Raw genomic sequence first — 15,015 nt, forward strand, 5'->3', positions numbered from 1 at the left:
GCGCCCGCCTCGCCGGGGGTCCGCTATCTGCGCCGAAGGTACAGGTTGTTCGCGACCAGCGCGCCGACCACGATCGCCGCGCCGACGATCTCCGAGGTGCGAAAGCTGGCGCCCTCGGCCGCGCGGAACGCAAAGGTGACCACCGGCATCAGGTTCAGCAGCAGCACCGCGTTGACCGCACCGATCCGCCTGGCGCCGAAGTTCCACATGAACATCGCCAGCACCACGCCGATCAGCGACACGTAGGCGAGCCGCCAGGTGGCCGCGGGCAGCAGGTCGTCGACCGAGTAGGTGGCGCCGGCCAGCCAGGCGATGCCCCATGCGATCAGCACCATCGCGACCGCCGGACCGCTGGTCAGCGCCGACACCCGCACCGTGGACCAGCCGTGCAGCCGCGTGGTGATCAGCACGTAGGACACCCACGCGACCGCCGCGCCGAAGGTCAGCAGGTTGCCGAGCGCCTCGCCGCGCACCGCCGGCGCCGGGTTCAGGATCGCGTCGCCGCCGCGGGTGACCGCGATCGCCACGCCGGCGAAGGCGAGCGCCAGGCAGGCGAGCGTGAACGCGGGCGGGCGCTTCTTCCAGATCGTCCAGTCGGCGATCGCGGTCATCGCGGGCTGCAGGCCGAGGATCAGCACCGCGATCTCGGGGCGGGTGCGCGCCAGCCCGGTGATCATCAGCAGCGCCGAGGCGCCCATCGCCAGGCCCGCCACGAACACCAGCCTGAAGTCGCGGCCGTGCGCGACGAAGGCGCGCACGCCCTCGAGCCACAGCAGCAGCGGGATGAACGCGAGGAAGGCGACGCCGTAGCGCACCACGGTGATCGAGAAACCGTCGAGCGCGGGGAAGATGCCCTTGGCGATCGGCAGTTGCCCGCCCCAGACCAGCACCGCGAACAGCGCGGCGCCGAGCCCTCGGCCCAGTCCTGCCGGCGAGGCCGGCCCGCCCGGCGCGCTCACGGCGCCAGGATCGCCTGCAGGATCGACTTGGCGATGAAGCCGAGGATGCCGAAGGCGAGCACGAAGAACAGGATGAAGGTCCCGAAGCGGCCCGCGTTCGACTCGCGCGCCAGCTTCCAGATGATGAACAGCATGAACAGGATGAATCCGCCGACCCCGAAGGTCATGCCGAATTCGGCGATCTGTTCCTCGGTGAAGCCGAACATCTCAGCGCCCGCGGCCGCCCGGGGCGCCGCCGCTCCGGGCATCGCGCGCCGCCTGCGCGCCGCCCGTTTCGGGGCCGGGCTCGACCAGGTCGCGATACGCGTGCCAGGTGGCGTGCCCGAGCAGCGGCAGCACGACGACCAGCCCGACCACGGTAGCGAAGCCCAGCAGCGTCAGCGCCATGATCGTGGCCGCCCACACGCCGAGCGAGACCGGGTTCAGCCCGACCGCCGCCACGCTGGTGCGGATCGCGGTGGAAAGAGGCAGGTCGCGATCGACCAACATCGGCACCGAGATCGCGGTGACCGCGAACACGATCGCCGCGCCGAGCCCGCCGGCCATCAGCCAGACGAGGAGCCAGGCGTCGCCGGCCGCGAGGAACTGCCGCAGGTAGCCGCCGACGCCGCCGACTTCGGCGGCCGCACTGCCCACCGCCAGCCGCACCAGCAGCGAAGAGAAGCCGACCCAAAGCGTGCCGGCCACCGCGAGCAGCCCGCCGAGCGCCGCGAGCCGCGCGCCGCGGCGCTGCCACACGGCGATGAGCGCGAGCAGGCCCAGCGGGGGCAGCGCCTCGCCGGACTGCAGCCTGCGGCTGAGCTCGTGGAAGCCGGTGACGAGAATCGGCGCGACGATCACGAAGCCGGTGAACGCGCCGGCCAGCAGCCCGGAATCGCGCCAGCCGATCGCGACGATCGCCAGCGCGCCCGCCAGGAAAAGCAGGCCGTGCAGCGCGCTCGCGACCGGCACGCGGGCGAAGTCGCGCCAGCCGGCGGCGAGCCAGCCGAGCACGTGCGCGGGCGTGATCTCGCGCAGCGCGGGCAGGCCCGGCGGGGCGCTGCCCGGCCCGGAGCTTTCGGGGGAGGCGGACATCCGGCGCTCGCCCCTTCGATCACTGGCCTTCGAGGAAGCTCTTCAGCTTGTCGGCGCGGCTCGGGTGGCGCAGCTTGCGCAGGGCCTTGGCCTCGATCTGGCGGATCCGCTCGCGGGTCACGTCGAACTGCTTGCCGACTTCCTCGAGCGTGTGGTCGGTGCTCATCTCGATGCCGAAGCGCATGCGCAGCACCTTGGCCTCGCGCGGCGTGAGCGAGTCCAGCACCTCCTTGACCACGTCGCGCATCGAGCCGTGCAGCGCCGCGTCGGCCGGGGCCAGCGTGGCGGTGTCCTCGATGAAGTCGCCCAGGTGCGAGTCGTCGTCGTCGCCGATCGGCGTTTCCATCGAGATCGGCTCCTTCGCGATCTTGAGGATCTTGCGGATCTTGTCCTCGGGCATCTCCATGCGCGCGGCCAGCGTGGCGGGATCCGGCTCCTGGCCGGTCTCCTGCAGGATCTGGCGGCTGATCCGGTTCATCTTGTTGATCGTCTCGATCATGTGGACCGGGATGCGGATCGTGCGAGCCTGGTCGGCGATGCTGCGGGTGATCGCCTGGCGGATCCACCAGGTGGCGTACGTGGAGAACTTGTAGCCGCGGCGGTACTCGAACTTGTCGACCGCCTTCATCAGGCCGATGTTGCCTTCCTGGATCAGGTCCAGGAACTGCAGGCCGCGATTCGTGTACTTCTTGGCGATCGAGATCACCAGGCGCAGGTTGGCCTCGGTCATCTCGCGCTTGGCGCGGCGGGCCTTCATCTCGCCGGCCGACATCCGCTTGTTGATCTCCTTGAGATCGGGCAGCGGCAGCACGACGCGCGCCTGCAGGTCGATCAGCTTCTGCTGAAGGTCCTGGATGGCCGGCAGGTTGCGCTGCATCACCTCGGCGTACGGCGGGTTCTTCGCGATGATCTGCTCGGCCCACTGCAGGTTGGTCTCGTTGCCGGGGAAGCTCTCGATGAACTTCTCGCGCGGCATGCCGACCCGGTTCACGCAGATGTCGGCGATCGCGCGCTCGAAGGTGCGGACCTCGTCGACCTGGCCGCGCAGCGTGTCGCACAGCTTCTCGACCATCTTGGCCGTGAAGCGGATGCTCATCAGCTCGTCCTGGATCGAGTTCTGCGCCTTGACGTAGGCCTTGCTCTTGTAGCCTTCCTTCTCGTAGGCCACGCGCATCTTGTCGAACCAGCCGGCGATGTTCGTGAACTTCTCGAGCGACGCGCGCTTGAGCTCCTCGAGCTTGGCGGTGCCGGCGGCGGCCGCGGCGTCTTCGTCCTCGTCCTCGTCGTCCGACGCGGCGGCGGCCGACGCGGCCGGGCGCAGGTCTTCGTCCTCGTCGGCGTTCGGGTCGATCAGGCCGTCGACGACCTCGTCGATGCGCATCGTGCCGGCCGAGATCTTGTCGGCGTGCGCGAGCACCTCGGCGATCGTGGTCGGGCAGGCCGAGATCGCCTGCACCATGTGCTTCAGGCCTTCCTCGATCCGCTTGGCGATCTCGATCTCGCCCTCGCGGGTGAGCAGCTCCACCGAGCCCATCTCGCGCATGTACATGCGAACCGGGTCGGTGGTGCGGCCGAACTCGGAGTCGACCGTGGACAGCGCGGCCTCGGCCTCTTCCTCGGCGTCGTCGTCGCTGGCGACCACGGTGGGCTGGTCGGAGATCAGCAGCGTCTCTGCATCGGGCGCCTGCTCGTGCACCTGGATGCCCATGTCGCTGAAGGTGCCGACGATCGAGTCGATCGACTCGGCGTCGACCAGGTCTTCGGGCAGCTGGTCGTTGATCTCGGCGTAGGTGAGGTAGCCGCGCTCCTTGCCCTGCTTGATCAGCAGCTTGAGCTTGGCGCGGGTGGCCTCGCGCTGCTCCTCGGTGATGCCCTGGCGGCCCCCGAATTCCTTGAGCAGCTGCTTTTCCTTGGTGCGGGCGCCGCGGCGCGACTTGACCGCCGGGGCCGCGACCACCTCTTCGGGGATCGTCTCGACGTCGGCCTCGTCGGTGTCGACGTCGGCATCGACATCGGTGTCGTCGCCGAAGCTGTCGTCGTCCTCGAGCAGGACGTCTTCGTCGTCGCCGGCGGCCTTGCCCTTGCCCTTGGCGCCCTTGCCACCTTTCGCGGCCTTGGCGGGCTTGCCGGCCTTCGGGGCCTTCTCGGACTTGCCGGCCTTGGCCGCCTTGCCGGCCTTGCCCGGCTGCGCCTGCTCTGCCGTCTCGACGGCGAGCGCATCGGCCTCGGCCGCCGCCTTCAGCGGCTTCGCAGCCTTGGCCGGCTTCTTGTCGGCGGCCTTGGCCACGACCGGGCGGGCCGCGATTTCCTTGGCAGCCGCCTTTGCCTGGGCTTCTTTCGGGGCAGCCTTGCTCGTGGCCGCCTTCTTCGAGGCCGCCTTGGCGTCCTTCGCTTGGACGGGCTTCGCGGCCTTGGGCGCGGGCGCTTTCGCAGGCTTCTGCGCGACCTTCGTCGCGACCTTCGCCGGCGCCTTGGCCCCGCCCTTCGCCGCGGGTGCCTTCACGCCAGCCGCCTTGGCCGGCGCGGCCTTCGCAGCAGGTTTGGCCGCCTTGGCAGCGCCCTTGGTGGCGGGCGCCACGGCCTTCGAGGCCGCCTTGGCCGGCGTCTTGGTCGCGGCCACCGCCCTGGTCCTCGCCGCCTTGGCCGGCGTCTTCGCTTCGATCGCCTTGGCCGGCGTCTTCGCTTCGATCCTGGACGCCGCGGTCTTGCCCGCGGCCTTGCTGCTCTTGGCGGAAGTTTTCGTCGTCACTGGATGATTCGCCTTGGACGTGTTGCCTGCGCGCCGGATCGCGCCGCCTTTCCGGGACGTGAAAGGATTTAACGGCCCGGACCCCGGTTACGTCGACATCGGCGCGGCGGCCTTGCGCGCGGGTCGTTCCGCTCGCGGCCCTGACCGGCCATGGGGTCCCTGAAGAGCCAGGCGGCTTTTGGCAGGGTAACTAAATATTATATCAAGACCTGGCCCGAAGAGCCATAAGTGCTTGATATCGCTCGCGGTCCGCCTCGGTCCGGAGGCCGCCTCGCGCCAGCTCGTCGATCTGGCGGCGGATGTGCCGGTCGCGCAGCTGGTCGACCGCCGCCGACAGCTCGGCTGCGGCCTCGGCCGCCGACAGGTCGGCCAGCGCCGCCGCGTCGGACGCCATCGCGCGCTCGAAGGCCCTGACCGACGCCGGATCCCCCTGCCGGAGGCTCTCGACCACGTTGCCGGCGGTGCTGCCCGGCGGCAGCGCCGCCACCGTGTCGATCCAGTCGACGAGCTCCGGAGAAAGCCACTCGCCCTTCTCGACCGCCGAGGCCAGCCCCGGGTGCAGGGCGACGAGCAGCCGCAGTCTGGCCTCGAGGTCGGGCCTCGCCACCGGCGGCCGCGGCACCGGCCGGTCGAAGCCGCGCCGCCCCTCCGCGGGCCCGCGCCAGCGCCCGCTCCGGCCCTGCCATCCGCCCTGGCCCGGACCCTGCCATCCGCCCTGACCCGGACCCTGTTCCCACGGCGGGCCTTCCGCTGCGGGCCCGCCGCCGGGATGGTGCGCACCTGAGGCCGCGCCCCCGCCCCCGCCCCCGTCCGCGCCGCGCGGCGCACCCGGCGTCCGGCCCTGCGGCTGGCCGACGCGCGCCGACTGGGCCGCGGCTTCGGCGAGGTAGCGGTCGACCTCCGCCACCGCGAGCTTGGCCAGCTCGGCGATCCGGTGGACCAATTGCAGCTTCAGCGCGGGCGCGGCCAGCGCGTGCAGCAGCGGCGCGGCCTCGGCGAGCAGTCGCGCCCGCCCCTCGGGCGTCTCGAGGCCGACCCGCTCGGACAGCTCCCTGACCATCAGCTCGGACAGCGGCATCGCGCCGGCCAGCGCCTCGCGAAAGCCCTCGGCGCCGTGCTCGCGAACGAAGCTGTCCGGGTCGTGCTCGGGCGGCAGGAACAGGAAGTCGATCCGCTTGGCGTCGGCCGTCTGCGGCAGGCTGGCCTCGAGCGCGCGCCAGGCGGCCTTGCGGCCCGCGGCATCGCCGTCGAAGGCGAACACCACGCGATCGGCCAGCCTGAGCAACTTGCGCACGTGGTCCGGCGTGGTCGAGGTGCCCAGCGTGGCGACCGCGTTGCCGACCCCGTGGCGAGCGAGCATGACGACGTCCATGTAGCCCTCGACCACCAGCACGCAGTTCTCGCGGCGGATCGCGTCGCGCGCCTCGAACAGCCCGTACAGTTCGCGACCCTTGGAGAACACCGGGGTCTCGGGCGAGTTCAGGTACTTGGGTTCGCCGCGGTCGAGGATCCGCCCGCCGAAGCCGATCACCTGGCCGCGCGGGTTGCGGATCGGGAACATGACCCGGTCGCGGAAGCGGTCGTAGCGGCGCTTGCGACCGTCGTCGCCGTCGCTGTCGATGACCAGGCCGGCCTCGACCAGCGCGGGGTCGTCGTAGTCCGGCACCGCCGCCTCCAGCCCCCGCCACTGGTCGGGCGCGTAGCCGATACCGAAGCGCGCGGCGACCTCGCCGGTGAGGCCCCGGCCCTTCAGGTAGTCGATCGCGCGCGGGCTGTCCTTGAGCCTGCCCCGATAGAACTGTGCGGCGCGCGCCAGCAGCTCGAGCAGCCCGGGCGCGCGGGGGTCGGGCCCCCGGCCGCCGCCGGTGCCCGGCTCGCGCGGCACCTCCAGCCCGAGCGAGCGGGCCAGGTCGGTGACCGCGTCGACGTAGCCCAGCCCCGCGTGCTCCATCAGGAAGCCGATCGCCGAGCCGTGCGCGCCGCATCCGAAGCAGTGGTAGAACTGCTTGGTCGGGCTGACCGTGAAAGACGGCGACTTCTCGGCGTGGAAGGGGCACAGCCCCAGGTAGTTGGCGCCCGCCTTCTTCAGGCGGACGTAGCGACCCACCACGTCGACGATGTCGACGCGGGCGAGCAGGTCCTGGATGAAGCTCTGCGGGATCACGCGGGGAGCTTACCGCGGGCCGCCCTGCGCCGGATCAGCGCCCCGCGAGCTTCTCGCGGACCTTCGCCGAGACCGCGGAGAGGTCCGCGCGGCCGGCGAGCTTCTGCTTGAGCACGCCCATGACCTTGCCCATGTCCTGCGGGCCGGCCGCGCCGGCGGCGGCGATCGCGGCCTCGATCTCGGCGGCGACCTCGGCCTCGCCGGCCTGGCTGGGCAGGTAGGCCGAGAGCACCTCGATCTCGGCGCGCTCGCGGTCGGCCAGGTCCTGCCGGCCGGCCTTCTCGTACTGGTCGATCGAGTCGCGGCGCTGCTTGCACAGCTTGTCGACGACGGCCACCACCTGGCCGTCGTCGAGCTCGATCCGCTCGTCGACCTCCTTCTGCTTGATCGCGGCCAGCAGCATCCGGATCGCCGACAGGCGGTCGGCTTCGCGGGCGCGCATCGCGGCCTTCATGTCCTCGCCGATGCGGTTCTTCAGGCTCATGTCTGGATTCCGGAAGTCAAAAACCCGCCGCGGAAGCGATCCGGGGCGGGTTCGGGGACCTGCCGGGGCCGGGGCGCGTGCGCTCCGACGGGGCGCTTTCGCGCCTTTCTACCCGGCTGTTCGAGGCAAGAAGCTCAGTAGAGCTTCTTCGGCAGCATCTGGCTGCGGATGCGCTTGAAATGACGCTTGACGGCGGCGGCTTTCTTGCGCTTGCGCTCGGCGGTCGGCTTCTCGTAGAACTCGCGCGCGCGAAGCTCGGTGATGATCCCGGCTTTCTCGATCGTGCGCTTGAATCGACGAAGCGCGACGTCGAACGGCTCGTTCTCCTTGACGCGGACTGTCGGCATTTAACTCTCACCCCCTTTCATAGAGCCGGAGATCATAGCACGCCCTCCCCGCGCACCGCAAATCCTGCCGTGAGGCCGTTGCCACGGCGCCGCCGTTCGGCAGGCGAGGCCCGGCGCCTCTTGATCGCCCGGGCCGCGTGTGCCTATAAATGAGGCAGCGTCGCAGGAAAGGAGTTGCGCAATGACGTCTTCGATCGTCCCCGCCGCCGACCCACGCGCCACCGGGGGCTCGCCGATCTCGATCGCGGGCTTCCGCAGGATCTACTCGACGAGCCGCGTCGAGTCCGCGCTGGAAGAGCTCGGCCCCAACGGCAACGAGTCGCTGAAGGGCGTCTACGAGAAGATGCTGCGCGCCGGCGGCGAGCGCTTCAGCGTGAAGCCGGGCGCGATGCCCGACTTCGACGGCCTGGCCGCCGAGCTGCCCAACTTCACCGAGGTGCTCGACGACCTGCGCAAACAGCTCGCCCTGTGCCTGGAGACCGACGACCCGGTCGAGCTGGCGCCGCTGCTGCTGCTCGGCGAGCCGGGCATCGGCAAGACGCACTTCGCCCGGCGCGTGTCGCAGCTGCTCGGCACCGGCTACGGCTTCGTGTCGATGAGCTCGCTGACCGCCGGCTGGATCCTTTCGGGCGCCTCGTCGCAGTGGCGCAACGCGCGCGCCGGCAAGGTCTTCGACACGCTGGTCAACGGCGACTACGCGAACCCGGTGCTCGTGGTCGACGAGATCGACAAGACCGCCGCCGACGGGCAGTACGACCCGCTGGGGGCGCTGTACAGCCTGCTCGAGCCGGGCACCGCCGCCGAGTTCGTGGACGAGTTCGCGGAGATCCCGCTCGACTGTTCCGAGATCGTCTGGGTGGCGACCGCCAACGACGCGAGCCGGATCCCGGAGCCGATCCTGAACCGGATGAACGTGTACGAGATCGATCCGCCCGACCGCGACGGCGCCCGCCGGATCGCGCAGTCGCTGTACCGGGAGATCCGCGACTCGCACTCCTGGGGCGCCCTGTTTCCCGAGTCGCTCGACGACGCGGTCGCCGACCGGCTCGCCGGCGTCGCGCCGCGCGAGATGCGCCGGCAGCTGATCGGCGCCTTCGGCAATGCCAAGCTCGCGCGCCGCGAGCGGCTGCTTCCCGAGGACCTGAACGCCGAGCGCTCGATGAAGCGGCAGCGCATCGGGTTCTGACCGGCAACGGCGCGCCGGAGGCCGGGCGAAGGCCGCTCATCTGCCGCCGACCGGAACGCGCGCGCCCGCCTCGCCGCCTCGGGCTCTACCGCCGCGCCCGCGGGCGCAGCATAATCGCCGGATGGACCTCGCGATCCCGCTGGACATCCGCTCGATCTTCCTCGTGTCGGGCATCGGCAGCCTGCTCGGGGCGGGCTTCCTGTTCGGCATGCGCCCCCGCGCCGGCGAGCTGCGCGAAGCCTTCGGACTCTTCTCGCTCGCGGTCACGATGATGGGGGCCGCCTTCATCGGGCTGGGGCTGGGCGGCATGCCCGACTCGGTGGCCGGACGAGTAGCCTCCAACGTTCTCGTCGCCGGGGCCACGGTGGCGATCTGGCAGGCCTGCAGGCGAGTCGCCGGCCGGGCGGCACAGCCGGCGCTGCTGCTCGTCGCGCTGGGCGTTCTCGCGCTGGTGCTTTGGCCGCTCAGCCTCGAAAGCGCAGCGCAGCCGCTTCGCCACCTGCTGGGCAGCGTCTGGGCGCTCGGCTTCCTTGCGCTGGCGCTGCGCGAGTTGCTCGCGTCGCCGCCGATGGGCGACGCTGGGGCGATGCGCCTGGCTCGCGGCACGCTTTGGGTCTTCTGCGCGCTGCTGCTCGCGCGTATCGCGGGGCTCGTCGCCTACGCAGGCCCGGGCGCGGCCGCCGGCGCCGGCACCGGCGTCCTGCTCGGATGGTTCAACCTGGTGTTCGCGACCGTGCCCTTCGTGCTGACGATCAGCGCGCTGGCGATCGCGAACTCGCGGCTCGCCGCCGAACTGGAGCGCCTGGTAGGCACCGACGACCTGACCGGGCTGGTGTCGCGCCGGGTGCTGTTCGAGCGCGGCGAGGCGATGCTCGAGCGGCTGCCCGCCGACGGCTGCCTGGCGGTGCTGATGATCGACCTCGACGACTTCAAGCGGGTCAACGACGCGCACGGCCACGCCACCGGCGACGGCGTGCTGCGCCACGTGGCGCGGCTGCTGCGCGAGGCGCTGCGCGACGACTCGCTGATCGTTCGCTACGGCGGCGACGAGTTCTGCGCGCTGGTGCCGGTGAGCAGCGAGGCCGCCGCCTTCGTGGTCGGCGAGCGGCTGCGGCACGCGCTGGCCGCCACGCCCTGCCCGCTGGTGCAGCCGCCGGTCGCGATCACCGCAAGCATCGGCGTGACCGTGCACCGGCAGGGAAGTTCGCTTCGCGAGCGCCTGGCCGAGGCGGACCGGCGCGCCTACAACGCCAAGGCCAGCGGCCGCAACCAGGTGATCGGCGACCGGTCGATGCACTAGCGCCCGCTTCCTCGCGGCGCGGCAGTGTCGTGGAAGCAACGGCCGCCCGGCGCCACCCATCGGCCCGCGCTTGCCGCGGCCGCGTCCGGCCCGGAAGAATCGCGAGCCATGGCGAGCCTCGAATTCGACATCCCGACGGTCTACCTGCTGACCGGCTTCAGCAGCCTAGCCGCCGGCTGCATCCTTCTCTGGCTGCGCCTCGACCATCGCAACGCCCAGCCGGCGCTGAGCGCGCTGGCAGCGTCGATCTTCATGCTGGGCACGGGCTTCGCCTGCTTCGCTATGCCCCCGCTGGTCATCGGGCCGGTCGGCCTGACCCTCGGCTACGCAGCCTTCGGCACCGCGGCCGTCCTGCTCTGGAGCGGCTCGGCGCTGCTCTTCGACAGGCCCCACAGGCGAGGGCCGGCGCTGGCCGCGCTGGCCATCTACCTGGTGGCGATCGCGATCCCGCACCAGCCGACGGCAGCGCACGCGATGGCGCGGATCACGCTGAACAGCCTGTTCATGACTCCCTTCCTCGTGCTCGGGGCCCTTCACGCGCACCGTTCGCGCTGGGTGAGCCGGCTTCGATCGGCGAGGCTGATGAGGAACCTGCTGGCCGCCTACGCGCTGGTGGTGGCCTTCAGGCTCGCCGCCTTCCTTCTGCAGGACATCCCGCTGCAGGCCGACGGCAGCTCGCCGCCGGGCACGATGCGCCTGCTCTTCGCCCTGGCATTCGGATCGATCCCGTTCGCGCTGGCAGTGGTCGCGCTGAGCGTGGCGAATTCCCGGCTGGCCAGCGAACTGCGCAACCTCGCCGACACCGACGAGCTCACCGGCCTGGTCACCCGGCGCTGGCTCAAGAACTCGGCCGACCGCCTTTTCGAGGCCGCGCATTCGGGCCAGTGCAGGGCCCTGCTGATGATCGACCTCGACGACTTCAAGTCGATCAACGACCGCTACGGCCACGCCGTCGGCGACGCGGTGCTGCGCCACGTCGCGTCGGTGATCCGCGAGAACCTGCGTCCCGATTCGCTGATCGTTCGCTACGGCGGCGACGAGTTCTTCGCGCTGGTGCCGGTGCCCTACGAGCCGGTCGCCTTCACCGTCGCCGAGCGGCTGCGCGCCGCCATGCAGGGCTCGCCGTTCCGGCACGCCGACGCCGTCATACCGATCACGCTGAGCATCGGCGTCACGCTCCATCGCGCAGGTGCCACGCTGTCGCAACTGCTTGACGAGGCCGACCAGCGCGCCTACCGGGCCAAGGCTGGCGGGCGCAACCGGGTCGTCGCCGACGACCGGATGATGTCGGCGTCCGCCTGAACCGTCGCGCTCGGCCCGGCAGCCTGGGCCGACACACGCGCGGCAGCGCGCCTCAGCTTCGCCCGACCGCCTGCCCCGCCACGAAGCCCGAGGCCCAGGCCCACTGGAAGTTGTAGCCGCCCAGCCAGCCGGTGACGTCGACCACCTCGCCGACGAAGTGCAGGCCCGGCGCGCGCCGCGACTGCATCGAGCGCGGGTCCAGTTCGTCGGTGGCCACGCCGCCGGCCATCACCTCGGCCTTCCTGAAGCCTTCGGTGCCGGTCGGCACGATCCGCCAGTCGCGCAGCGCGGCCGCCACCGCGGCCAGCTCGCGGTCGCCGATCTCGGCGAGCCGGCGCGCGGCGATCGCCGCGAAGCGCTCGTCGGCCAGCCATAGTGCGGCCAGCCGCCTGGGCAGCAGGGCGGCCACCGCGCCGGACAGTTGCTGGCGGGTCGCGCGCTTGGCCTCGACGAGCCGCGCCGCGAGGTCCTCGCCAGCGGCCAGGTCGATCGCGAGCGGATCGCCCCGCCGCCAGAAGGTCGAGATCTGCAGCACCGCCGGTCCGGACAGGCCGCGGTGCGTGAACAGCAGGTCCTCGTCGAAGGCAGGGGCGCCGGGGGTGCCCGGCGCGCGCACCGTGACCGGCAGCGCGACGCCGGCCAGCTCGGCATAGGGCTTCCAGGCCTGCGGATCGAAGGTCAGCGGCACCAGGGCCGGGCGCGGCTCGACCACCCGGTGGCCGAAGCGCCTGGCGATCCGCAGCCCCAGGTCGGTCGCGCCGGCCTTCGGGATGGCCAGGCCGCCGGTGGCGACGACCACCGCGCCGGCCCGCAACTCGCCCGCCTCGCGGGTGCGGACGACGAAGCCGCCGCGCGCGGCGCCGGCGTCGGCCCCGGCCCCGGCCCCGGCACCGGCCGTTTCGCCGCGACCCTGCGGGCCTTCGTCGGGATCCACCGCCTCGACGGTGACCGGGCGCAGCCAGCGCACGCCGGCCTCGTCGCAATCGTCGCGCAGCATCGCGATGATCCGCTCCGACGAGTCGTCGCAGAAAAGCTGCCCCTTGTGCTTCTCGTGGAAGGCGATGCCGCGCCGGCGCACCTGCTCGATGAAGCGCTCGGGCGGCAGCGCGCGCAGCGCGTTGCGCGCGAAGGCGGGGTTCTCGCCGGCGAAGCGGTCGATGCGCCCGGCGTCGAGGTTGGTGAAGTTGCAACGCCCGCCGCCGGATATCCGGATCTTCTCGGCGAGCCTGGGCCAGTGGTCGAGCAGAGCCACGCGCAAGCCCCGCCGGCCGGCCTGGGCGGCACAGTACATGCCCGCAGCGCCGGCACCGATCACGATCGCATCGAAGCGCTGGGCCATGGGCGCGGATTATCGCAGGCGCGAGGCCGTGGCAGGGGCGCGCCGGATCGCCGTCGCGTGAGAAAATCGCGGCATGATCGTCCTCGGCATCGAAACCTCCTGCGACGAGACCGGCGTCGCCCTGCACTGCAGCGAGCGCGGCCTGCTCGCGCAGGCGCTGCACTCGCAGATCGCGATGCACCAGCGCTACGGCGGGGTCGTCCCCGAGCTGGCCTCGCGCGACCACATCCGGCGCGTGCTGCCGCTCGCGCGGCAGGTGCTCGGCGAGGCGGGGCTCTCCGTCGGCGACGTCGACGCGGTCGCCTACACCGCCGGGCCGGGGCTGGCCGGCGCGCTGCTCGTCGGCGCCGGCGTGGGCGCGTCGCTCGCCTGGGCGCTGGGCGTGCCGGCGATCGGCGTTCACCACCTCGAGGGCCACCTGCTGTCGCCGCTGCTGTCGGCCGATCCGCCGGCCTTCCCGTTCGTGGCGCTCCTGGTCTCCGGCGGACACACGCAACTGATGGACGTGCAGGGCGTGGGGCGCTACGCGCTGCTCGGCGACACGCTCGACGACGCGGCCGGCGAGGCCTTCGACAAGAGCGCCAAGCTGCTCGGCCTCGGCTATCCCGGCGGGCCGGCGATCGCGAAGCTGGCCGAGTCCGGCCGGCCGGGCCGCTACGAGCTCCCGCGCCCGATGCTGCGCTCGGGCGACCTCGACTTCAGCTTCAGCGGCCTGAAGACCGCGGTGCTGACGCTGGTGCGCCGCGAGCTCGACGAAGGCGCCGGCTCGGGCAACCCCGAGACCACCGACCCGGAGCAGGTCCGCGCCGACATCGCGGCCGAGGTGCAGGCCGCGATCACCGACGTTCTGGTCGCGAAATCGGTCCGGGCGCTGAAGGCGGCGGGGCGCGACACGCTGGTGGTGGCCGGCGGCGTCAGCGCGAACCGCAGGCTTCGCGAGCGGCTGGCGGCCGAGCAGCGCAAGGCGGGTTTCCGGGTGCACTTCCCCGAGCTCGCGCTGTGCTCGGACAACGGTGCGATGATCGCGTTCGCCGGCGCGCTGCGGCTGGCCGCGATGCAGGCGCGCGGCGAGTCGCCCGAACTGGCGGCGCCCGACGGCTTCCAGGTGCGGCCCCGCTGGCCGCTCGACGCGCTCGAGGCGGCCTAGCCTTCGACGACCAGCCGCGCCGCGCCGCGCACGCCGGACGAATCTCCGTGCCGGTTGCGCAGCAGCGGCGTGCGCGCGCGGTCGGCGAACAGCAGCGGCGCCCAGCGGCGCGGCAACTCGTCGTAGAGTTCGTCGACCTTGCTGAGCCCGCCGCCCAGCACGATCGCATCCGGGTCGAGCAAATTGATCACGCCGGCGAGCGCCCTGGCCAGCCGGCCGCAGTAGCGGTCGAAGCTCGCGACGGCCTTCGGGTCGCCAGCGCGCATCGCGGCGACGACGGCGGACGCATCGCCGGCCTGCAGGACATTGCCCGCCGCGTCGGTCGGTGACACGGCAGCCTGGCTGCCCGGCTTGCCGGCTGACCGCGCGTGGTCCGCCGCCAGCGCCGGCCCGCTGAGCCATGCCTCGACGCAGCCGCGGCGGCCGCACCAGCAGGCCGGGCCCGGCAACTCCCCGGCTGCGAAGGGCCCGGGCAGCGGGTTGTGCCCCCACTCGCCGGCGATGCCGTTCGCGCCGTTCAGCACGCGGCCGTTCACGACGATGCCGCCGCCGACCCCGGTGCCGAGAATCACGCCGAAGACCACCGACAGCCCGGCGGCCGCACCGTCGGTCGCCTCGGACAGCGCGAAGCAGTTGGCGTCGTTGGCGACGGCCACGCGCCGGCCGAGCGCGCGCTCGAGGTCCGCGCCGAGCGGTCGGCCGTTCAGCCAGGTCGAGTTGGCGTTGCGCACCAGGCCGGTGTGCGGCGACAGCGAGCCCGGGATGCCGAGGCCGATCGACGAAGCGGCGCCGCAGCGCGCCTCGGCGAGCGCGACCAGCGACGCGATCGCGGCCAGCGTGGCCTCGTAGTCGCCGCGCGGAGAAGGAATCCGATGACGAAAGGTTTCGCCGCCCGCCCCGTCGAGCACGGCGACCTCGATCTTCGTGCCTCCGAGATCGATCCCTATCCTCATCGATTCACCTG

Annotated in this window: 13 protein-coding genes; 4 read left to right on the forward strand and 9 right to left on the reverse strand. The window is 72.1% G+C overall.

Translation table 11 applies throughout. The features are described 5' to 3' along the window. Positions 1-23: 23 nt before the first annotated feature. The 7 genes from M6I34_RS08290 to rpsU all read right to left on the reverse strand — a co-directional run bounded on the left by M6I34_RS08290 (position 24) and on the right by rpsU (position 7,777). Positions 24-959, reverse strand: coding sequence for a DMT family transporter (locus M6I34_RS08290; RefSeq protein ID WP_272485225.1), 936 nt, complete (start codon positions 957-959; stop codon positions 24-26). Next, positions 956-1,165, reverse strand: coding sequence for a DUF2788 domain-containing protein (locus M6I34_RS08295; RefSeq protein WP_272485226.1), 210 nt, complete (start codon positions 1,163-1,165; stop codon positions 956-958). The genes M6I34_RS08290 and M6I34_RS08295 overlap by 4 nt, the downstream gene beginning before the upstream one ends. 1 nt (position 1,166) lies before the next feature. Beyond that, the gene (locus M6I34_RS08300; protein ID WP_272485227.1) at positions 1,167-2,033 is read right to left on the reverse strand and encodes a DUF2189 domain-containing protein; all 867 of its coding nucleotides are present in this window, start codon (positions 2,031-2,033) and stop codon (positions 1,167-1,169) included. Positions 2,034-2,052: 19 nt separating this feature from the next. Further along, positions 2,053-4,653: an RNA polymerase sigma factor RpoD gene (rpoD, locus tag M6I34_RS08305; protein WP_418953542.1), complete on the reverse strand. Its 2,601-nt coding sequence runs from the start codon at positions 4,651-4,653 to the stop codon at positions 2,053-2,055. Between the two features lie 331 nt (positions 4,654-4,984). After that, positions 4,985-6,946 (reverse strand): DNA primase, encoded by a 1,962-nt coding sequence (dnaG, locus tag M6I34_RS08310; RefSeq protein ID WP_272485228.1) that lies wholly within the window; start codon positions 6,944-6,946, stop codon positions 4,985-4,987. A 34-nt stretch (positions 6,947-6,980) separates the two neighbouring features. Next, positions 6,981-7,430: a GatB/YqeY domain-containing protein gene (locus M6I34_RS08315; RefSeq protein ID WP_272485229.1), complete on the reverse strand. Its 450-nt coding sequence runs from the start codon at positions 7,428-7,430 to the stop codon at positions 6,981-6,983. 134 nt (positions 7,431-7,564) lie between these two features. Further along, entirely contained in the window at positions 7,565-7,777 is a 213-nt protein-coding gene (rpsU, locus tag M6I34_RS08320; protein ID WP_272485230.1) for a 30S ribosomal protein S21, read from the reverse strand. Between the two features lie 181 nt (positions 7,778-7,958). Between rpsU and M6I34_RS08325 the strand changes: the two genes are divergently transcribed. The 3 genes from M6I34_RS08325 (at position 7,959) to M6I34_RS08335 (ending at position 11,565) form a co-directional block, all read left to right on the forward strand. Then, a complete protein-coding gene (locus M6I34_RS08325; RefSeq protein WP_272485231.1) occupies positions 7,959-8,963 on the forward strand; it encodes an AAA family ATPase in 1,005 nt (334 codons plus the stop codon). 121 nt (positions 8,964-9,084) lie between these two features. Further along, positions 9,085-10,263, forward strand: coding sequence for a GGDEF domain-containing protein (locus M6I34_RS08330; protein ID WP_272485232.1), 1,179 nt, complete (start codon positions 9,085-9,087; stop codon positions 10,261-10,263). A 108-nt stretch (positions 10,264-10,371) separates the two neighbouring features. Then, the gene (locus M6I34_RS08335; RefSeq protein WP_272485233.1) at positions 10,372-11,565 is read left to right on the forward strand and encodes a GGDEF domain-containing protein; all 1,194 of its coding nucleotides are present in this window, start codon (positions 10,372-10,374) and stop codon (positions 11,563-11,565) included. A 52-nt stretch (positions 11,566-11,617) separates the two neighbouring features. Here the strand turns inward: M6I34_RS08335 and M6I34_RS08340 are convergent, their stop codons facing one another. Then, complete coding sequence (locus M6I34_RS08340) at positions 11,618-12,904, reverse strand: BaiN/RdsA family NAD(P)/FAD-dependent oxidoreductase (RefSeq protein WP_272485234.1); 1,287 nt, start codon at positions 12,902-12,904, stop codon at positions 11,618-11,620. Between the two features lie 73 nt (positions 12,905-12,977). Here M6I34_RS08340 and tsaD point away from each other — a divergent pair, with 73 nt between their 5' ends. Next, a complete protein-coding gene (gene tsaD, locus M6I34_RS08345) occupies positions 12,978-14,051 on the forward strand; it encodes a tRNA (adenosine(37)-N6)-threonylcarbamoyltransferase complex transferase subunit TsaD (protein WP_272485235.1) in 1,074 nt (357 codons plus the stop codon). Here the strand turns inward: tsaD and M6I34_RS08350 are convergent. Next, entirely contained in the window at positions 14,048-15,004 is a 957-nt protein-coding gene (locus M6I34_RS08350; RefSeq protein ID WP_272485236.1) for an ROK family protein, read from the reverse strand. The genes tsaD and M6I34_RS08350 overlap by 4 nt on opposite strands. Between the last annotated feature and the right edge of the window lie 11 nt (positions 15,005-15,015).

The organism is Zeimonas sediminis, assembly GCF_023721795.1.
GTDB lineage: Bacteria > Pseudomonadota > Gammaproteobacteria > Burkholderiales > Burkholderiaceae_E > Zeimonas > Zeimonas sediminis.

Bases quoted from the DNA above. Each gene is read 5' to 3' on its own strand.
- M6I34_RS08350 (WP_272485236.1), bottom strand. From the start codon at position 15,004: ATGAGGATAGGGATCGATCTCGGAGGCACGAAGATCGAGGTCGCCGTG.
- M6I34_RS08315 (WP_272485229.1), bottom strand. From the start codon at position 7,430: ATGAGCCTGAAGAACCGCATCGGCGAGGACATGAAGGCCGCGATGCGC.
- M6I34_RS08300 (WP_272485227.1), bottom strand. From the start codon at position 2,033: ATGTCCGCCTCCCCCGAAAGCTCCGGGCCGGGCAGCGCCCCGCCGGGC.
- tsaD (WP_272485235.1), top strand. From the start codon at position 12,978: ATGATCGTCCTCGGCATCGAAACCTCCTGCGACGAGACCGGCGTCGCC.
- M6I34_RS08325 (WP_272485231.1), top strand. From the start codon at position 7,959: ATGACGTCTTCGATCGTCCCCGCCGCCGACCCACGCGCCACCGGGGGC.
- M6I34_RS08335 (WP_272485233.1), top strand. From the start codon at position 10,372: ATGGCGAGCCTCGAATTCGACATCCCGACGGTCTACCTGCTGACCGGC.
- M6I34_RS08330 (WP_272485232.1), top strand. From the start codon at position 9,085: ATGGACCTCGCGATCCCGCTGGACATCCGCTCGATCTTCCTCGTGTCG.
- rpsU (WP_272485230.1), bottom strand. From the start codon at position 7,777: ATGCCGACAGTCCGCGTCAAGGAGAACGAGCCGTTCGACGTCGCGCTT.
- M6I34_RS08295 (WP_272485226.1), bottom strand. From the start codon at position 1,165: ATGTTCGGCTTCACCGAGGAACAGATCGCCGAATTCGGCATGACCTTC.
- M6I34_RS08340 (WP_272485234.1), bottom strand. From the start codon at position 12,904: ATGGCCCAGCGCTTCGATGCGATCGTGATCGGTGCCGGCGCTGCGGGC.